Here is an 18,657-nt window from a genome sequence, read left to right as displayed (position 1 = left end):
GCTTAATTTTACGGTAGTGCCATTATTACTAAGCGTGGTGGTTTTAACGCTAGCGAGTAAGGCGGTAACGGCGATGGTAGAGAAAATAGTAGTAGACAATCAGTACCGCCGAACGAACCAGGGTAAACAGCGTAAATGCCAGCCAGAGCCCATGATTGCCCAGTCCCTGGCTAAACCACCAGGCGGGCAGATAGGCGGCTAGGCCGATAAAAATACTGTTGCGCATTTCGCGCACGGCGGTGGTGCCAATGAATACCCCATCAAGTAGATAGCTCCATACGGCGATCAGCGGCATAACCACCATCCAGGGCAGGTACTGCGCTGCGACTGTGCGCACCTCCTCAAGCCCGGTGAGTAGTGCAATAAGGCCATTCCCGCCCAACGCAAACAACACGGCGGCAGCGCCTGCCGTCCAGAATGAAAAACGTGCTGCGGCTCGCACAGTGGCGGCGAAGTCTCGCCAATCACTGCGGCCAAAAGCGCGTCCAATCAGTGACTCGGCAGCGTGGGCAAAGCCGTCCAAGGCGTAGCTGGTGAGCATGATAAATTGCAATAGTACGGCGTTGGCAGCAAGTACGGTATCGCCCTGGCGAGCGCCTTGGGCGGTAAAGAACGCCATGGCAAACAGCAGCCCGAGGGTGCGCACAAATAGGTTGGCATTAACGTTAAACAGCGCTTTGTAGGCCGTTATCGCCAACAGACGCTCGCGCAAAAAATGGCCCTCTAATCGCACTAACTGGCGCATCACTAAGTAGCTGCCGAACGCCAGCGCGCTGTAGTCAGCGATCACGCTGGCCCAGGCCACGCCGTTGCTGGTCATGCCTAGTCCGACCACAAACCATAAATCCAGCACGATATTGACGCTGTTGGTAAGCAGCAAAATCATCAGTGTGACGCGGGAGTTCTGTTGGCCCAAAAACCAGCCCAAAATGGCATAGTTGGCGAGCACCGCTGGTGCAGACCAGAGGCGGATATGGGCGTACTCCCGGGCTAAGTGGGTGGCCACCTCGCTGCCATCCAATAGCCACAAACCCAGCGTAATCAGTGGCGAGGCAAACACAATCAACAGGCTGCCGATCACCAGCGCGATGATCAGTGACTGCCCCAGTAGGTTGCGCACATCAGTGCCGCTCTCGCGTCCCATGGCCTGGGCGACCAGCCCCGTGGTGCCCATGCGCAAGAAGCCAAACCCCCAGTAAAGAAAGCTAAACAGCGTAGCACCCAGGGTAACCCCCGCGAGGTAGCGGGAGTCGGGCAGGTGCCCGACCACAGCGGTGTCCACCAAACCAAGTAGCGGGACGGTGATATTGGAAAGAATGATTGGCCAGGCGAGGGCCCAAATCCGCATTAGGCTTAGGCGGCAGTGATGATTCGGTACTTCTTCATCAACTGCTCATGACTTTCGTGGCGCTCTGGATCAAGCGGAATGCAGTCTACCGGGCAGACCTGCTGGCACTGGGGTTCGTCATAGTGACCGACACACTCGGTGCATAGATTAGGGTCGATGACGTAGATCTCCTCACCGGGGGAGATAGCATCGTTGGGGCATTCGGGCTCGCAGACGTCGCAGTTAATGCACTCGTCGGTAATCATCAGGGCCATGGGCATACCTCGCAGATGGCGTTCGCACCCAGGCTATCAAATACCTGAGTGTTTTACTCAACAATGGTGTTGGTTAGCTAGTGTAGTGGTTACGCAGCGCTTCGGCGACCTGAGGATGCACCAGAGGAGAAATATCGCCACCCAGCTTGGCAATTTCACGCACGATGGTTGATGAGATATACGAGTTTTCCACCGCAGGGGTTAAAAACACGCTCTCCAGCTCCGGGTTTTGCGCCCGGTTCATATTGGCTAGCTGCAGCTCGTACTCAAAGTCGGAGACCGCGCGAAGGCCGCGCAGAATGATCGTCGCCCCCTGCTCGTGCATCATGGTCGTCAGCAGGTTGGCGAAGCCGATCACCTCAACGTTGGGCAGCGGCGCACAGACCGTTTTCGCCAGCGTCATGCGTGTTTCCAGGTCGAGGTGGGGGCTCTTGCCGGGACTTGCCGCGACCGCGATGACCACTTTGTCGAACATCCGCGCACCGCGCTCAATCAGGTCAAAATGGCCGTTGGTGATGGGGTCGAAGGTGCCGGGGTAGACGGCGATATTTAGCTTGCGGGTGTTCATTGCTCGCTCTCCTCGTCCAGGCGGCCAAACGGATTTTCGCTGGTTAATGAGACGGCATGATCGTAGCCGGGGATATGAATCCGGTCAGCATAAATGTCCAGTTCTGGGCCTTCGAGTACCGCTTCACCAAACTGATAGCGTGGCGCGTAGTGGCCATGGTCTGCCTGGGCAAGGTAGGCCGCTGCCGCTTCGCGGGTAGTTTCGCGGCGGGTCTTCCAGGCGCTCACTGCGGCTGCGCCGTGGCGTTGGGTCAGCAGGCGCTCGGTTACCGCAGGTGACAACACCACGCCGGTGGCATTGTTACCGCCGAAGCCCTTGGCGTTAATAAAGGCAGCGTCCGCACGGAATACTTGCGCGGTTTGCGAGAAGCGTAGCCGCTCGGCGTAGACATCGTCGGCGACGGCATCCAGGGTGGGAATCCCCGGCAGCAGATCGTGGGCAAAGCTGCCCAAGGCACTTGCCAACTGGTCACCCGCTGCGGAGCCCTGGGAGTGGCCGATAAAGGCTTTGACGGCCACCACCGGCCAGTTGTTAATGCCGTTGGCGCGGGCGATTTCGTCGAATACGTGGGATTCGGTGATACGGTTTTTGGGAGTGCTGGTGCCGTGGGCGTGCAAAAAACTGCGCTCTTTGAGAGATTTTTCACCCAGCATATCGCGCACCAGCGCAGTTGCTTTGCCCAGGGTGATGTAATTACCGATGCCCGGCGCTGAGATCGAGCGCTTGTACCCATCGGCATTGACGAACACATCAGGCACCGCGCCGAGAATATCCGCACCGACTTCCAGCGCCAGGGCATCGTCCATCAGCAGCACGAACTGGCTGGCTTCCGCCATGGTAAAGCCGCAGTTGCGCGCAAACGGACGGCAGGCGCGCTGATAGTCGCTGTCGGTGAGCAGTTCAAGCGCATCCAGGGCTTTCAGACCTGCGTCGTCGGCCAGAGCGCCCATGGCCCTGAAGCCCTCAATAATCTCCGGCGTAATGGGGGCGTCTGCGGTACCGACCATTACTACACGGCGGCGTCCGGCGCGAATGTCATCAATGCCCAGGCGCAGGTTATACAGAAAGCTGGCGCAGGCACCTAGTGCCGCGCCAGTGCCGCCCACACTGCCCAATACATAGGCATTTAAAAAGTCGGCGGGCATCTGGCCGTAGCCCAGGGGCATTTGCTTGGAGGTGGCGCGCTGGCCGCTCACCAGGCTTTTCAGTAAGCCGCCCCAGCCCTGATCATCGAGTTGACCAATGGAGTTACCGGCGTATACGGCAATATGATCCGGGTTCAGCTGCTGACGCAGCGTCTCCCAGGAGAGTCCGCTGGCGCCCAGGCAGTCGCTAGCGCCAAATACCGCCAGCGAGAGGCCGCGGGGGTGGTGCACGCTGCGGTAGAGGCTCGCAGGGTCAAAACCGCTGGGTAACTGAGCCGCCGCGCGTACTTTGGGCAAATGGGCGTCGGGTAGCAGTACCTCCAGCGCCCCCGCAGGCACACTGATCTCAACCTCGCGGGCATCTATGTCGCGCACCTGCCAATCCTCTGGCAAGTGTTCGGGCAATTGGCGGCGGCGTAAAGTAAAGCGCAGCGGCTCGGCGAGTTGCATGCTGGCTTGCCGGTTAGCTGGCATGCCTGGGTCGAGAAAGCGCGGGTCTTCATTGCGCCGAATCAGGGTATGGTTGAGCACCTGATCACGCAGCGACTGCGCCGGGTCGTCTATGGGCTGGCCTTGGCTGTCCTGCCACCCCTTTTCAGAGTGCTCTACTAGGCGCATAAGCGCCGCCAAGCCTTCCAGTGTCTGGCGTTGCTGGTCAGCATGCAGGGCATCAAGCACAGTGCGGCGGAAGGCCTGATGGCCAGAGGTTCTGCCAGCGGGATTGATGCCGCCCATGCCGACAATCACCGGTAAGTGTGACAAGCCGGGTTCCTCGTGGTGCAGTGGTGGTAATAACAATTATTGGCATGTCTAAAGAGCAAATTTCGCCCAGTACCATGCGCTTAATAAGTACACTAATAAGTATGTCAGGTGTGATCATAGCACCGGCTGTGCAACGGCGTCATGCCGCAAGCGTTCGAGACTGATAGAATCACGCTTTTCAGCCGAGTAATGGCATGCAGCATAATTCTCGACCCGTAATTTCAAATCAGCCAGGCCCGCATCAGGATTTGGCACGCCGGGTTAGCCGAGCGCTGGCGCATCCCCTGCGGAAACCGATCGCCGCGCATACGCAGTATAATTTTACTCTGGCGGCGGAGTGGCTCGCGGGACGTCAGGCACCGTTAATACTCGACTCAGGCTGTGGGGTGGGTATATCGACACGCCAACTGGCGGCGCAGTTCCCTGCCCATGCGGTAATCGGCGTGGATCGCAGCGAGGATCGTTTGGGGCGTGACCACGGTAAGTTGCCTGGCAATGCGCTGCTGGTAAGAGCCGACCTTGTCGATTTTTGGCGTTTGGCCTACCAGGCTGGCTGGGCGCCAGAGCATCACTTTCTGCTTTATCCAAATCCTTACCCCAAGGCGGGACATCTAAAAATGCGCTGGCATGGCCATGCGGTTTTACCCACACTGTTGGCCCTTGGGGGGCGCCTTGAGCTGCGCTCAAACTGGTCACTCTACGTTGAAGAGTTTGCCTTGGCGGTAGCGCAGGTAACCGGTAAACAGGCAGCGGTGACTGAAATTGCGCCTAAAGACGACTATTTAACGCCGTTCGAGGCTAAGTATGCTCGAAGTGGTCAGGCATTGTGGCGGTTATGTGTTGATTTGGAGCGAACATGACGTTTGTCTATTTGGTGCTGGCGATTGTGGCCGAAGTGATCGCCACTAGCGCCCTAAAAGCCTCTGTGGGGTTTACCCGCCCGCTACCCAGCGTGGTGGTGGTAGTGGGCTACGGGGTGGCTTTTTATTTGCTCAGCCTAGTGCTGCGAACGCTGCCGGTGGGGGTCGCCTATGCGATTTGGGCGGGCCTGGGCATTGTGTTGGTTACCTTGGTCGGCATAGTGGCATTCGGTGAAAAGCCCGATTTGCCGGCGGTGGTAGGTATTAGCTTGATAGTGGCGGGCGTCGTCATGCTGCAAGTGTTTTCTAAAATGAATGTGCATTGAGGGACTGTAATGGGGTGTTTTTTTGCTAGTAAGCGTCTCCAGCGCTGGTCGTTGGTGGCAAGTGTTGCGACGCTGGCGCTGTGTGTCAGTGCTAGCGCGTTGGCTGATTTCAACCGTCTGGGCCAACTGCAGAATAAAGGCTTTTCAATTAGTGCCGAGGCACGCCTTTTGGATGCCGACTCGGGCCCCAATGCGCTGTTAGGCAGTATCTCTCCGGATCGCCAGCTATCGCCAGCCTCGGTCACTAAAGCCTACCTATCCGCGGCGGCGCTCAACCGTTTCGGCCCCCAGCACCGCTTTACCAGCCAGTTGGTCAGTTCCGCTAGTATCGATAATGGTGTGCTGCGTGGCGATTTGGTGTTTGAGGGTGGTGGGGATCCAGGTCTTACCACTGAAAATCTATGGCGTTTGGTGCAGCGCTTGCAATTAGCCGGAGTGCGGGAGGTAGAGGGTGCATTGGTGGTCAGTCAGTGGCGCTTTGGGCCGGTGGAGTGCATTACTACTGACCGCTGTGATGCCCTGACGCGGGTAGCCAATGCGTATAGCGCGCCGCTCTCCTCTGCTGGGGTTAACTTTGGTAGCTGGTGCGTTAACGTGGCGCCAGCTTCTAGCCCGGGTGAGCCTGCCAAGGTGGGGCTGTGCGATAGCCAGACGTCGCTGATCACCATTGATAACCAGGTGATCACCCGTCCCGCCAATAGTGGTACTGAGATTAGCGCTGAGCGCATCACCGATGAGCGTGGCGACGTAATGCGCCTGACCGGCCAGATTTCCACCAACGCTGCTGCGCGCGATGTCTACCGTGGCGTGGGCGATGCCGCCGAAACCACCGCACAAGTGTTGATGGGCATGTTGAATCAGGCGGGCATTCAGGTGCGTGAGCCGTGGCGCGTCAGCTCGTCACAGCCGCCCAGCAGTGCCCGGCGGCTGGCAGCAGTGGATAGCCAGCCACTGCAAGAGCTATTGCTGCGCATCATGAACTACTCCAATAACTACATGGCCGATGTACTGGCGCTGGATCTCGTCGAAACGCCCCAGGCGCAGCTACGCCAGGCAGGGCAAACCATTGAAAATTACGCTCAGAGCCTACCCGGGCACGGGCCGTTAACCCTGTATAGTGGTAGCGGGCTGACCACTGAAAACCGCACGTCGGCTCAGGGCGTCAACGTGATGCTGGAGGATATGTTTCGACAAAGTAGCCTGTTTCCAAGCTTTGTGGCGGCCTTTCAGTCGCCTGCGAACGGGGTAATGCGCTTTATTCGGCGAGGTTCATCCACGTTTCAAAACAATGTCATGATCAAAACGGGCACCCTTAACCAACCCTTTGCAGTGCGTGCTGCGGCGGGCTATTTTCGCACCGCCCAAGGGCGCTGGGGGGTGTTTAGCATCATGGTTAATGGGAACAGCAGCACACCCTATTTAAGTTGGTCTGAGGTGCTGGATCCGTTGTCACTGGATCTAGAAGCAATGATATTGGCGAATTGAACAAACTCCACGCTCGCAAGGTGAGGCGACCTGCATGAAACCTGGGCATACCGGTTTAACACATTTAGTTCACTCCACGCGCTATTCGTGGAAAGGCTTGAAAGCGGCGTTTAGAAACGAAGCGGCTTTCCGCCAAGAGGTAGCTATTACGGTAGTGCTGCTTCCCTTCGCCTGGTGGATTGGCGAAGGCCCTATCAGTTGGCTGCTGCTGGTGAGTAGCCTGTTTTTCGTGCTGATAGTGGAGCTGCTTAATAGTGCGATTGAAAACGTGGTTGACCGGATCGGCACGGAGCACCATGAACTTTCCGGGCGGGCCAAGGATATTGGTTCGGCGGCGGTAATGCTCTCGCTGATTATGGCTGGGCTTACCTGGGGGCTATTGGGCTGGGAAAAATTCTTTGGCTAAGCTGATTTAAAAGCTGCACCTTTTTTAACACGCTGTCAGCGAGGTCGTTATGCAAGCATTTAAAGGACTTAGGAACGACGATTTTTTACCGTTGTCGACGCTGCCAGCGTCGTTACATACCGCCACCCAGTCCGCCTGGAAGCGGCTAACCGAGGCGCTTGCTCAAGCCGATAATGTCGCCGAGATGACCAAGCAGGAGCTACCTTCCAGTAACTGGCAGGGGCTTTCTGAGCAGCGTCGCGAGGCGCTTGCTAGAGTCTTGGCCATTTCGACCTTTGCACTGGATACCCTGGCCCGCTATCCCCAGTGGTTGGCCGAGTTGGATATTGTCGGCGAGTTGGACGCCAACCCAGGGCGGGACGAGCTGGCCAGTTGGCTGAATGAGTCGCTTGAGAGTACTGAAGACGAAGAAGCGATGCAGCGGGTGATTCGCCGTTTTCGCCGCAAGCGCATGCTGGGAATTATTTGGCGAGACCTTAACCGTGCCCCCGGCTATAGCATGTGGGATACCGCCACGGCGGTCTCTGAGCTAGCTGAAATATGTCTGGAAGCTGCGTTAACTTGGCTCGAGCAGTTTTACGCACCGCGTTGGGGATCTCCTGCACCCCGCAAAGACGGCACCCCCCAGCGTCTGGTGATCCTGGGCATGGGCAAGCTGGGCGCGGGGGAGTTGAATCTCTCCTCTGATATCGATTTGATCTTTGCCTTTGCCGAAAAAGGCGAAACCCAAGGCGGTCGTAAGTCATTAGAGCATCAGGAGTACTTTACCAAGTTGGGCCAAAAGCTGATTGCCGCACTGGACGCCATGACCGCTGACGGCTTTGCCTTCCGCGTTGATATGCGTTTGCGCCCTTTGGGCGACGGCGGCCCGTTGGTGGGCAGCTTTTCCATGCTCTCCAGCTACTACCAGGATCAAGGCCGCGAGTGGGAGCGTTACGCCATGCTCAAAGCCCGGCCGGTCGCAGGGGATAAAGACGCGGGAGATGAACTGCTGGCCGGGCTGCGCCCCTTTGTATATCGCAAATACCTCGATTTTGGCGCCATTGAGTCACTGCGTGAGCTGAAAGCGATGATCAATCGCGAAGTGAAGCGCAAAGGCATGCAGAACAATATTAAGCTTGGCCCCGGCGGCATTCGTGAGGTTGAGTTCGTGGTACAGGCGTTCCAACTGATCCGCGGCGGCCGCGATACGGAACTGCAGGTGACATCGCTGAAAACGGCGCTTAATCGCTTGCCCGAGCTAGGCCTGTTGCCCCAGGAAGTGGTCGATGAGCTGCTGCCCGATTACGCCTTTCTGCGCGATGTCGAGCATGCCCTCCAAGCGTTGGAAGACCGCCAGACACAAACCCTGCCCAGTGATGATAGCGATCGTGAACGGGTAGCCTTTGCCATGGACCATGAAGACTGGCCGGGACTGGTCGCCCAGCTTGACGAAGTACGCGAGCGGGTGCGCCAGCACTTTGACGCAGTGATTGCCGACCCTGAAGAGGACATCGACGAGGCCAATGATGATAGCCAGCTTGGCTTGGCCCAGTGGCGGCTTATTTGGCGCGGTGAGTTAGAAACAGAGGAGGCAACCGCGCACCTTGCTGAAGCGGGCTTTAAAGCGCCTGAAAAAGCCTTGAAACGGCTGCAGAGTCTTTATCACTCCCGGCAAGTGCAAAGTATGCAGCGGATTGGCTTTGAACGCCTGGATGCGTTAATGCCATTGCTGCTGGATGCCGTGGCGGACAATGAGGCACCGGATACCGCCCTTGAACGGGTGCAGCCGCTGATTGAGGCCGTGCTGCGGCGTACGGCTTACCTCGCGCTGCTGCGCGAAAACCCCCAGGCGCTTGAACATTTGATGCGCCTATGCGCCGACAGCCCCTGGATTGCCGAACAGCTGTCGCGTTATCCCATTCTGCTCGACGAGCTGCTGACCCCGGAAACGCTGTATACCCCTGCCGATAAAGCGCGTTTGGCCGATGAGTTGCGCCAAACGTTGAATCGCCTGCCCGAGGACGATGAAGAGGCCCAGCTAGAGGCGTTGCGCGTTTTTAAACACGCGCAAACGCTACACGTAGCAGCGTCTGATATCGCTGGTACGCGACATCTCATGAAAGTAAGCGATTACTTAACCTTTATAGCCGAAGTAGTTCTCGATGCCGTGTTGGCCATGGCCTGGAAACATATCACCCGCAAGCACGGCGTTCCTGAGGGGCTGAACCCAGGGGAGGCGGCGTTTCTAATCGTGGGTTACGGCAAGCTGGGGGGGATTGAGCTGGGTTATAGCTCTGATTTAGACCTGGTTTTCCTACACGATAGCGATGGTCAAGGTTCGACCGATGGCCCACGGCCCATTGATACACCTGTGTTTTTTACCCGCCTGGGGCAACGCATTATTCACCTGCTTACCGCGGTAACGCCCACCGGTTCACTTTATGAAGTAGATATGCGGCTGCGGCCTTCGGGGAATTCAGGGCTGTTGGTGACATCGCTTAAAGCCTTTGCCGAATATCAGCGTCAGAATGCCTGGACCTGGGAGCATCAGGCCTTGGTGCGTGCGCGGGTGGTGGCGGGTAGCGACGCGCTGGCTGAGAAGTTCAGCCAGTTGCGAGGCGATATCTTAGGCGCTGAGCGAGATGAAACTGTGCTGCGGGAAGAGGTGGTCAAAATGCGCCACAAAATGCGCGACCATCTGGGCAGTAAAGCCGCCAGTAACACGTTTAATGTCAAACATGATGCCGGCGGGATGGTGGATATCGAGTTTCTCTGCCAATACGCGGTGTTAGCACTTGCTCACCAAACGCCTGAGTTACTTACCTACAGCGATAATATCCGTATTTTGGAGAGCCTGACGGAGAGTGGGCACTTACCCGCTGAAGAAGCAGAGCGCCTTCGCGAGGCTTATTTGGCTTATCGTAGCGCTACGCACCGTGCGGCGCTTACCGGTCAAAAAGCGCTCAGCGATGGGGAGGAGTTCCGTGCCCATCGCGATATCGTCACCGCGTTATGGCAGCGCTTTCTTGAGCCTTCCAGCGCCGATAATAGCTAGATAGACGGTTTTTGCAGACTAACCAGGAAGAAACAGTGATAACAAGGAGTAGGGCTGGGCGGCCCGTATGATTGGACACATTCTGGCCACGCTATTGCCGGTATTTTTAATTGCCGGCTGTGGCGCTGCTTATGGACGCTTCCGTACACCGGATATTCGCAGCCTCAATACGCTCAATATGGAGCTGTTCGTTCCCCTATTGGTGTTTGCCGTGCTGGCCGACCGTCAAGCGCCGTTGGCCGAATATGCTTGGCTGGCCACGGCAGCGATAGCGGTGGTGTTGGGGTCGGGGATCGTGCTGTGGCCGTTGGCCGAGTGGCTAAAGCTGGATAGCAAAATTTTCCTTCCGCCGATGATGTTCAACAACGCGGGCAATATGGGCGTGCCGCTGCTGGTGCTGGCATTTGGTGCCGAAGCGCTGCCTGCAGCGGTAGTGGTGTTTATCGTTGAAATGCTGCTGCACTTTTCGGTGGGGCTTTACATGCTTAACCCGCGCACCTCGCTATGGCGAATGCTGCGCATGCCGATTGTGCTAGCGAGCCTGGCGGGTTTAGCGGTGAATATCAGTGGGATGCCACTGCCTGGCTGGCTGCTGGAGGCGATGCATATGCTGGGCGGGGTATGTATTCCGTTAATGCTGTTTGCATTGGGGGTGCGGCTGCTGGAGATCGACTTTAGCGATTGGCGTACAGGGCTACTGGGGGCGCTACTCTGCCCGCTGTCCGGGCTAGTGATTGCCTTGCCGTTGATGTGGCTACTGCCACTAAACGCGCTGCAGGCAGCGGTGCTGCTGGTGTTTGCGGCACTGCCGCCTGCGGTGTTGAACTACTTGGTCGCTGAGCAGTATAAGCTTGCGCCACAGAAAGTGGCTTCGTTGGTGCTGATTGGTAACCTGGGGAGTCTGGTCGTTATGCCGCTCACCTTGGCGGCGGCATTTACCTGGGTGTATGCGCCCCTTTAACTTTTATCGGCGGCGCAAAAAAGTAACTAACTGCTCAATTAAGCTCATCTTTAACTTCGTAACTACCTTCCAGCACGTCCCGATGACCTGGACGCTTATGTGCCGATGTAGACCCGTTTGCGTAGCCGCCACCGATATCTTGCGCCTGTTGAGCACGCATCTGCTCCATACGTTTCTTCATTTTATGCCGTACAAACGGCATCATTGCCCAGCCAATCAATAAGAAAAACAGGCCGAGTACAACACCGACTATCATTAACGCGCCAAACGCCAGCCATGTGAATAGCAGCTTTAAGCTACCCGCCAAGCCAGAGGGTTGGGTTTGTGCAGCACGGGCGCGCCATTGGTTAGCCGCTTGCCATGCAGCATTGCGTTGGTCGCGATTCATCTGTGGCATAAGAGCCTCCATCGGTTATTCGCCCCCATTGGAACACAGTTGCTCTAGCAAGTTCACTGCCTGGCAGTAACGGGCTAGAGTAGTCACTCTTTAGGTGCCAGTTTCTACGAACCGTCTCGACGTGCAGTGCGATGAGGTTTTTCAACTGTTACCATTAAGCTGTACAAGGCAAGTTTTGTTGTACAAGCATGCGCTTAATACGCTGCGCTTACCTAAATAGAGCTCATCTAACAGGAAGGTTATATGGCTAATCATGGAGGCAAGTCGGTATTCATCGCATCGGTGGTGATTATCTTTGGCTTGGTAATTGTTGGAGCGTCATTTCCAGAAGGATTTGCCGACGCGGCAGAGGGAGCGCTATCCACCATTACCGGGCTATTTGGGTGGTTTTATCTATTTTCAGTTTTCGGTTTTGTGATTTTTCTGTTTGGTCTAGCGCTGAGCAAGTATGGAAAAGTGCGCTTAGGCCCCCAGGACAGCCGGCCCAACTACACTTTTTTCTCGTGGATCAGCATGCTGCTGGCTGCAGGCTTTGGTGTCGGGCTGGTGTTCTACGGCATGGCGGAGCCCATGTTTCACTTCATCGAGCCGCCTTATGGTGACAGAACCGCTGAAACTGAAGCGGCGGCTCGCTACGCGATTCAATACAGCTACTTTAACTGGGGGATACACCAGTGGGCGGCTTTTTCGATCGTAGGTTTGATCATCGCCTACTTTCAGTTTCGCAAGGGGCAGGCGGGGTTGGTCTCATCCGTACTGTCATCGATAACGGCTAAGAATCCTAAAATTCGTCCCTATGCTTCCTGGTTGGATGTGTTTGCCGTGGTCGCCACTGTCATGGGCGTCGCTACCTCGCTTGGGCTGGGCGTGCTGCAGATGAACGGCGGTTTAAACGCTGTGTTTGGTCTGCCGGAGAGCGGTTTTTGGCAGTTTGTGATTCTTTTCGTGATGTTCTGCGCTTACATGGCATCCACTTGGTCGGGCCTGGATAAAGGCATTAAACGGCTCTCTAACCTCAATATGATTCTATGTATCGGGCTGATGCTGTATGTGCTATTCACTGGCCCAACTGTGGCGATATTAGAAACGATCACGGTGGGTATTGGCGACTATCTGCAGAACTTTATCGGTATGAGCCTGCGAATTTCCCCTTACAGCGATAACGAGTGGGCGAGCAGTTGGACGATTTTCTACTGGGCCTGGGTAATTGCCTGGTCGCCCTTTGTGGGTACCTTCATTGCCCGGGTTTCCCGTGGCCGTACCATCAAAGAGTATGTGTTTGGGGTGCTGTTTGTGCCACCGCTGCTGGCCTGTTTGTGGATAGGTGTATTCGGTGGCGCGGCGCTGCATATGGAGTTGAATGGTACCGATGTGGGCCTTGCGGCCGCGACCCAGGATAATATAACGGTTGCGCTGTTTGAGATGTTTGAGTTGATGCCCTTTACCGGCGTGCTGTCAGTCGTGGCAATGATGCTGATCTTTATTTTCCTGGTTACCTCCGCTGACTCTGCCTCGTATATCGTGGCGCAAATGACCGATAATGGTTCGATCAACCCGCCGCTCTACAAGCGCGTCATTTGGGGGGTGCTGATCGCTGCTATCTGCCTAACGCTGATTGCCTCGGGTGGTTTAACCGGTCTTCAGTCGGCCGCGGTGCTGTCGGCTCTGCCGTTCACCTTTATCCTCTATATGATGGTGTTTGTATTACTCCAGGAGCTACGCGCAGATCGCAAAGCCATGCTAACGCAGCTTTATCGTCGCCATGGCGAAACGCCGGTGGGGGCGGACGCTTTTGAAGCCGAGCTATTAGGTGAGGAAGAGCGTCTGCGCCGTGCGCCGAGTGTGGTCAATCGGCGCATTAATAGTTAGCATCACTCATCAGCACTCATAAAAAGTAACCAGGCCTTCTATTGCCGGGCAAGGTAATTCGGGAGCAGCGACGAATGAAGCGAAGATGCTAATGGCGCGGCAAGGGCGCCATGGGGCGACACGAAGACAGGCTAAAGGGATTGGTTTTGATCGCTGGCTTGATCGGGTGGTGACAGTGGCTGTGCTTACGGCGATGATCATTGGTCTCGCTGCTGTGGCCGCTCACTGGTTGCTCTAACGTACCTGCTCTGGGCAATAGAAGTGCTTAACGCCTGGCTTTCATGCCGGGCGTTTGCGTGTCTCTACGCGGTTGCGGCCAAGCCGTTTGGCGTTGTACAGGTGCTGGTCGGCGCGTTCAATCAGCGCTTCAGCGCTTATTAAATAGCCGGGCGACATGCTGGCAACGCCCATGCTAACGGTGAGATCTGAGTGGGTGCTGGAAAAAGCGTGGGGAATGGCCAACGACAGCACCGCTTTGCGCAAGCAGTTGGCAACGCCCACAGCATCGTCATGATCCTGACCTGGCAGTACACAAACAAACTCTTCACCACCGTAGCGGGCGAGTAAATCTCTGGCGGGGTCAATACACTGGTTGAGCGCTTTAGCAACGGCGCGCAGAGTATCGTCACCCATGGCATGACCATAGTGATCGTTAAACTCTTTGAAGTTATCGATATCAATAAAAATCACCGATAGTGGCTGCTGTGTTTGCTGTGCCAAGTGCCAGTGACGCTGATAAAACTCATCAAATTGACGGCGGTTTGCCACACCCGTTAAGCCATCCATATTGGAGAGGTGATGGAGTTGATCGCGCTGCTCCAAACCTTGCTGGAAAGCATTTAATAAATGATCCAAGCTATCCACCAAATGCCCTAGTTCATCATCCTGATGGCCCCGCAGCATTGGCTTGGGCCACTGGCCGGGGCAGCTGGGATCGGTTTGGGCAATTGCAGCATGTACCTTGAGCAGGGGACGTGTAATAAATAGATGAAAAAAAGCGATCACCACGATGCTTAAAATAAACGCTTCTAAAATACTTACCCCGACCACCCTATAAATACGTGCCAGGAACTGCTGGGTTAAGTAGCTTTCTGACAGCATCAGTTCAATTTCGCCGACGACCGCTTCCGGCATATCGCGGCCCATGTAGTAGGCGAGCGAGGTTTGGTGGTGCAATATATCGCCAAATAAATATCGGCTGAGCCAAGTCGAATCAGCCTGTTTGGGTCTCTCAAATTCAGCCAGAGCGCGCCCAAAATCGTCACGAATCGATACCCATGCGACCTCATCATCATTAAATAACCCATAGGCGATTTGGTGGGCGAGGTCAGGGTTAAGCTGGAAAGCGGCTTCTGCTGCTGCACCGTTGACAATGGCCAGTTGATGGGTAATGCGCTGCTCGGTTTCCTGGCGGATGTTGGTGGCGTGGCTGAAAAGTTCAATGCTGCCCGCTACACCACTAATCAGCATAGCGACCAACAGGGTGAGTAGCGCTTGCTTAGTGGTCAGGCTGCCTTTTTTAGGGGCTGGGGCCGAGAGCAAAGAACGCGGGCGAGGGCTGATCACTGGCTCTCCTCCTGCATTTCGCGGTGCAGGGCATCCAGCTGCGTTTGCAGCCGCGCCAGTAGTGCTTCTGGCACACTGGGATGGCAGGCGAGATAAAGCGGTGCGCGGTGAAAGGTAAACAAGTGCGCTAGCGCGATGTGTTGTTCCTGTGCCATAAATTCACCGGTTGCTTTGCCTGTCACAATCACATCTAGCAGCCCCGCCTCTAAGCGCAGGATATTTTCTCGCTCCGAGAGAGCACGTAGAACATTAATGCCACGAGAGGCAACATAATCGCCTACGGCATCTTCGCGAAAACTACCCACTCGCCAACCGTGTAGCCCTGAAAGTGAAGCAATGTTGAGCCCGCGCTCGACTAAGCTAAACGCAGCCCACTCATTAACCACCAGCGGCCCTACCCAGTGAAACAGCGCTTCACGCTCTGGGGTGCGCGTCGTGGAGTAGACGCAGTGATGCTCGCGTAAGCGGGCTTCGGTGTAAGCGCGTGCCCACGGCAGTAACCGAAAGTGTGCCTCAATGTCTGCTTGGCGTAGCGCACTGCGTAGCAACAGCGTTGCGCTACCGATAATTTGCCCCTGCCCGTCCGCATAGTTGAACGGCGGGTACTCTTCAGTATTGATCGTTAGCGGCCGGGCTTCATTTGTCATGGCCGCTAGTGGCATCGCGTGCAGGGCCAGGGAACAACTGCCGATAGCGGTGAGTAGCACAATGGCCATACGGTACTGCCATCGGTGGGTTACCTGATTAGCCATCGTCAACTACCTCTGGGGCCGTTCCGCTAGCACCCTGTCTAATGCCTGCTGCATCAGTGTTACCAAGCGTCGATCAGTGGCTTGGTTAACGGCAAAGTATAGCGAAGATTCGCTGAGTGTGTGTATCGGGATTAAGCTATCTCTAGGATAACCTTCGGATTCAGCTATCCAGGTAGCCACATCTGCACTGTAAGCCCACAAGTCAACTCGCCCGCGGGTAAGCATGTTGAGCGCGCTGCGGTTATCAATGGCCGGTACCAGTAGTCGTTCAGGGTAGCCCGCTTCCAATAGCGCCTGGGCGCCAATATCTTCCCGAATGACCGCTACGGTCAGGTCGCGATCAATTGCCTGTGACAAAGCATCGATCACAATAGGAGCGTCCTGGTGGGCAAGCAGCGCGACCCTGTCTTGAGCAATCGGCCCCACCCAGTGAAAACTGTTTTCCCTTGCAGGCGTGCGGGTAGTGGAAAATAGCACCGTGTTAGGTTGGCTTAGCGCTAGCTCATAGCCGCGAACCCAAGGGTAGTAACGAACGTCATGGCGGCTAAGAGGGGTGTCGGTGGCCGCAAAAATAGCCTCCAGTAAATCAATTGATACCCCGGTTAATTGCTGATTGTCGAGATAGTTGTAGGGTGGGTACTCTTCAGTAATAAAGGTTAATGGTGCCAACGTATTGGACGCATCAGCCTGCACGTATGCAATGCTTGCCAGCCAGAGGCATAGCACGGCCAACAGCCTGTTTAACAGTTGTCGATATAATCGCCGTGGAGATGTCTGGGCTAACTCCATCGCAGTCTGTCCATATTACTTACCAATCAATCAAACTTAGAGCAACGCTGCTCGGCTGTCACCTTTAATCTACCAACGCAAGCCGTGGCGTCTTACGGGTTCCACCTGCTAGGCTTACGGCTTCCCCTGTGAGAGAAAATCAATGCTGTCTGCTAACTCTGCTAAGGCGACGGATGGCTACGCATCGCGTCGCGAAATATTCGGCTGGGCAATGTTTGATTTTGCCAACCAAGCCTACACGCTACTGATTATCACTGTGGTATTTGGTGAGCTGTTTACCACCGTCATTGTGGGGGATCGCGGCGATAACTTTAGGCTTGCCAACTTCTTATGGAGCTTGGCCTTGGCGGTTAGCTATCTGATGGTGGTGATCACGGCACCACTATGCGGCGCCGTGATGGATTACCGGGCGGAGAAAAAGCGCTTTCTGTTGATTAGTTACCTGGCCACCGTCGTCACCACGGCGATGCTTTACTTCGTTGAACCGGGCTACGTTATCATCGGACTGTTACTGATAGTGCTATCGAATTACGCTTACTCAATGGGCGAATCATTTATAGCCTCTTTTTTACCCGAACTTGGGCCGCCGCAGTCGCTGGGCAAAATTTCCGGTTTTGGCTGGGCGTTAGGCTACATCGGCGGGCTGTTTGCGGCGGGTTTCACCTTGGTCGTGCTCGGCGAAGCCAGCGCGGACAACTTTGAGCGTATCCGCTGGGTGGGGCCCTTTGCGGCAGGCTTTTTCCTGATTACTGCCATTCCTACCTTTTTATGGTTGAAAGAGCGCGGCAAGCCCCAGCCCCACGGCGTCTCTTATCGGCATATTGCTCTGAATCGTGTCACAGGTACTTTTCACGAGTTACGCTATTTTAAAGATCTGACAGTGTTTTTGGTTTCACTGCTGTTCTCGATGGCCGGTGTCTACATCATTATCGCGTTCGCCTTTATTTATGGCGCTCAAGTGATCGGTTGGGATGAGAGCGTACGCAATATCATGTTTATTATTGTCCAGATCACTGCAGCGGCGGGCGCCTTGGGGTTCGGCTGGATTCAGGATCAGCTGGGGGCTAAGCGAACGTACCAAATGACATTGGCGCTGTGGGTACTGGCGATTATTGCCATTTGGGCAACGCCGGAGGTGACCCAGTGGATAAATAGCCATTTTGAGCTGCAGTGGCAGGCCCAGCACTTATTTCTGGTGGTCGGCTGCCTGGCGGGACTTAGCCTGGGGTCTAGTCAATCCGCCAGCAGGGCGTTGGTGGGGCTGTTTTCACCCTTGGCTAAATCAGCAGAGTTTTTCGGTTTCTGGGGATTGGCGAATAAGTTGGCGGGGGTGTTGGGCATCGTTATGCTAGGGGTGTTGCAAACGCTGGTTGGCTTGCAAGCGTCTATTCTATTATGTGTTGCCCTGTTCGTTATCGCGATGCTGATTTGCGCCAGGGTCAACGAGCGTCGTGGTCGTGAGGCGGCGCTCGCCTGGGCAACCAACCGTCATATCAACAATAATAACACTAATGAGGCATCCTTACCTCAGTGAGGTGGCTTATGGGAACGCATAAGGCTAGTCAATCGGCTCAGCGTGGCGGCATCGTTATGATGCTGCTGTTTTGGGTACTGTTAATGGCAGTGGGCACTTGGTGGATTCACGGTGGCCTGGAAAAGATGATGCGCCCCAACGCCAATATTGTGCAGACTCTGCCTGCGGGTGAGCCAGTAACCTTGAAGCGTAACCGTGCCGGGCATTTCGAGGCCCCAGGGAGCATCAATGGCACACCGGTGACCTTTTTGCTAGACACTGGCGCCACCTATGTCGCCATACCGGCCGATTTGGCAAGCGAGTTAGGCCTTGAGCCCGGGCGTAGCGCTTGGTTCAATACCGCCAACGGCCGAGTGGAAGGTGCTTTAACGGAGCTTGATGAGGTTTCCCTGGGCGGACTAAAAGTGCAGAATGTACAGGGGTCAATCAGCCCTGGCATGGAGCGCGACACCGTTCTACTCGGCATGAGCTTTCTGAATTTATTGTCGATAGAAATACAGGCGGGTGAGATGGTGTTGAGCCTTCCCGAGCAGTGAGTTCAGCTTGTGAATGTGCCATTGATATGATTGTCTAAGTTAACACGAGTGCCAACACGCTA

Annotated in this window: 18 protein-coding genes; 10 read left to right on the top strand and 8 right to left on the bottom strand. The window is 55.7% G+C overall.

Annotated features, from left to right (window positions below; translation table 11 throughout):
- Positions 1 to 49 precede the first annotated feature (49 nt).
- The 4 genes from QT231_RS12470 to QT231_RS12455 all read right to left on the bottom strand — a co-directional run bounded on the left by QT231_RS12470 (position 50) and on the right by QT231_RS12455 (position 4,050).
- Positions 50 to 1,348: an MATE family efflux transporter gene (locus QT231_RS12470; RefSeq protein WP_308337179.1), complete on the bottom strand. Its 1,299-nt coding sequence runs from the start codon at positions 1,346 to 1,348 to the stop codon at positions 50 to 52.
- A 5-nt stretch (positions 1,349 to 1,353) separates the two neighbouring features.
- On the bottom strand, positions 1,354 to 1,602 hold the full coding sequence (locus QT231_RS12465) for a YfhL family 4Fe-4S dicluster ferredoxin (protein ID WP_088699339.1): 249 nt from the start codon (positions 1,600 to 1,602) through the stop codon (positions 1,354 to 1,356).
- 73 nt (positions 1,603 to 1,675) lie between these two features.
- Entirely contained in the window at positions 1,676 to 2,170 is a 495-nt protein-coding gene (gene coaD, locus QT231_RS12460) for a pantetheine-phosphate adenylyltransferase (RefSeq protein ID WP_308337178.1), read from the bottom strand.
- Positions 2,167 to 4,050, bottom strand: a complete 1,884-nt coding sequence (locus tag QT231_RS12455) for a beta-ketoacyl synthase (RefSeq protein WP_308337209.1) — start codon at positions 4,048 to 4,050, stop codon at positions 2,167 to 2,169. The genes coaD and QT231_RS12455 overlap by 4 nt, the downstream gene beginning before the upstream one ends.
- A gap of 221 nt (positions 4,051 to 4,271) precedes the next feature.
- Between QT231_RS12455 and QT231_RS12450 the strand changes: the two genes are divergently transcribed.
- The 6 genes from QT231_RS12450 to QT231_RS12425 all read left to right on the top strand — a co-directional run bounded on the left by QT231_RS12450 (position 4,272) and on the right by QT231_RS12425 (position 11,152).
- Positions 4,272 to 4,937, top strand: coding sequence for a methyltransferase domain-containing protein (locus QT231_RS12450; RefSeq protein WP_308337177.1), 666 nt, complete (start codon positions 4,272 to 4,274; stop codon positions 4,935 to 4,937).
- Positions 4,934 to 5,263 carry a multidrug efflux SMR transporter gene (locus QT231_RS12445; RefSeq protein WP_308337176.1) on the top strand — a complete coding sequence of 110 codons (330 nt, stop codon included), beginning with the start codon at positions 4,934 to 4,936 and terminating at the stop codon, positions 5,261 to 5,263. Before QT231_RS12450 ends, QT231_RS12445 begins: the two co-directional genes overlap by 4 nt.
- Positions 5,264 to 5,272: 9 nt before the next feature.
- Positions 5,273 to 6,748: a D-alanyl-D-alanine carboxypeptidase/D-alanyl-D-alanine-endopeptidase gene (gene dacB / locus QT231_RS12440; protein WP_308337175.1), complete on the top strand. Its 1,476-nt coding sequence runs from the start codon at positions 5,273 to 5,275 to the stop codon at positions 6,746 to 6,748.
- A gap of 34 nt (positions 6,749 to 6,782) precedes the next feature.
- Positions 6,783 to 7,154, top strand: a complete 372-nt coding sequence (locus QT231_RS12435; RefSeq protein WP_308337174.1) for a diacylglycerol kinase — start codon at positions 6,783 to 6,785, stop codon at positions 7,152 to 7,154.
- A 49-nt stretch (positions 7,155 to 7,203) separates the two neighbouring features.
- Positions 7,204 to 10,191 (top strand): bifunctional [glutamate--ammonia ligase]-adenylyl-L-tyrosine phosphorylase/[glutamate--ammonia-ligase] adenylyltransferase, encoded by a 2,988-nt coding sequence (gene glnE / locus QT231_RS12430; protein ID WP_308337172.1) that lies wholly within the window; start codon positions 7,204 to 7,206, stop codon positions 10,189 to 10,191.
- 67 nt (positions 10,192 to 10,258) lie between these two features.
- Entirely contained in the window at positions 10,259 to 11,152 is an 894-nt protein-coding gene (locus QT231_RS12425; RefSeq protein ID WP_308337171.1) for an AEC family transporter, read from the top strand.
- Between the two features lie 34 nt (positions 11,153 to 11,186).
- Here QT231_RS12425 and QT231_RS12420 read toward each other — a convergent pair whose 3' ends face one another.
- Entirely contained in the window at positions 11,187 to 11,549 is a 363-nt protein-coding gene (locus QT231_RS12420; RefSeq protein ID WP_308337170.1) for a hypothetical protein, read from the bottom strand.
- 243 nt (positions 11,550 to 11,792) lie between these two features.
- Here QT231_RS12420 and QT231_RS12415 point away from each other — a divergent pair, with 243 nt between their 5' ends.
- Positions 11,793 to 13,418, top strand: coding sequence for a BCCT family transporter (locus tag QT231_RS12415; protein WP_308337169.1), 1,626 nt, complete (start codon positions 11,793 to 11,795; stop codon positions 13,416 to 13,418).
- Positions 13,419 to 13,509: 91 nt separating this feature from the next.
- Entirely contained in the window at positions 13,510 to 13,656 is a 147-nt protein-coding gene (locus QT231_RS12410) for a hypothetical protein (protein WP_308337168.1), read from the top strand.
- 41 nt (positions 13,657 to 13,697) lie between these two features.
- On the opposite strand, the gene QT231_RS12405 is transcribed toward QT231_RS12410, so the two are convergent.
- The 3 genes from QT231_RS12405 to QT231_RS12395 are packed head-to-tail and all read right to left on the bottom strand — an operon-like array spanning position 13,698 to position 16,429.
- Positions 13,698 to 14,984, bottom strand: a complete 1,287-nt coding sequence (locus QT231_RS12405; RefSeq protein WP_308337167.1) for a diguanylate cyclase — start codon at positions 14,982 to 14,984, stop codon at positions 13,698 to 13,700.
- On the bottom strand, positions 14,981 to 15,736 hold the full coding sequence (locus QT231_RS12400; RefSeq protein WP_308337166.1) for a transporter substrate-binding domain-containing protein: 756 nt from the start codon (positions 15,734 to 15,736) through the stop codon (positions 14,981 to 14,983). The genes QT231_RS12405 and QT231_RS12400 overlap by 4 nt, the downstream gene beginning before the upstream one ends.
- A gap of 6 nt (positions 15,737 to 15,742) precedes the next feature.
- The gene (locus QT231_RS12395; RefSeq protein WP_308337165.1) at positions 15,743 to 16,429 is read right to left on the bottom strand and encodes a transporter substrate-binding domain-containing protein; all 687 of its coding nucleotides are present in this window, start codon (positions 16,427 to 16,429) and stop codon (positions 15,743 to 15,745) included.
- A 238-nt stretch (positions 16,430 to 16,667) separates the two neighbouring features.
- On the opposite strand from QT231_RS12395, the gene QT231_RS12390 reads away from it, so the two are divergent.
- The gene (locus QT231_RS12390; protein ID WP_308337164.1) at positions 16,668 to 18,059 is read left to right on the top strand and encodes an MFS transporter; all 1,392 of its coding nucleotides are present in this window, start codon (positions 16,668 to 16,670) and stop codon (positions 18,057 to 18,059) included.
- 8 nt (positions 18,060 to 18,067) lie between these two features.
- The gene (locus QT231_RS12385) at positions 18,068 to 18,595 is read left to right on the top strand and encodes a TIGR02281 family clan AA aspartic protease (RefSeq protein ID WP_308337163.1); all 528 of its coding nucleotides are present in this window, start codon (positions 18,068 to 18,070) and stop codon (positions 18,593 to 18,595) included.
- The last annotated feature ends 62 nt before the right edge of the window (positions 18,596 to 18,657 follow it).

Origin of the sequence: Halomonas sp. SpR1 (genome assembly GCF_031010175.1) — a bacterium.
Taxonomy (GTDB): Bacteria; Pseudomonadota; Gammaproteobacteria; order Pseudomonadales; family Halomonadaceae; genus Vreelandella.
This window is presented reverse-complemented; position numbering and strand designations above follow the sequence as displayed.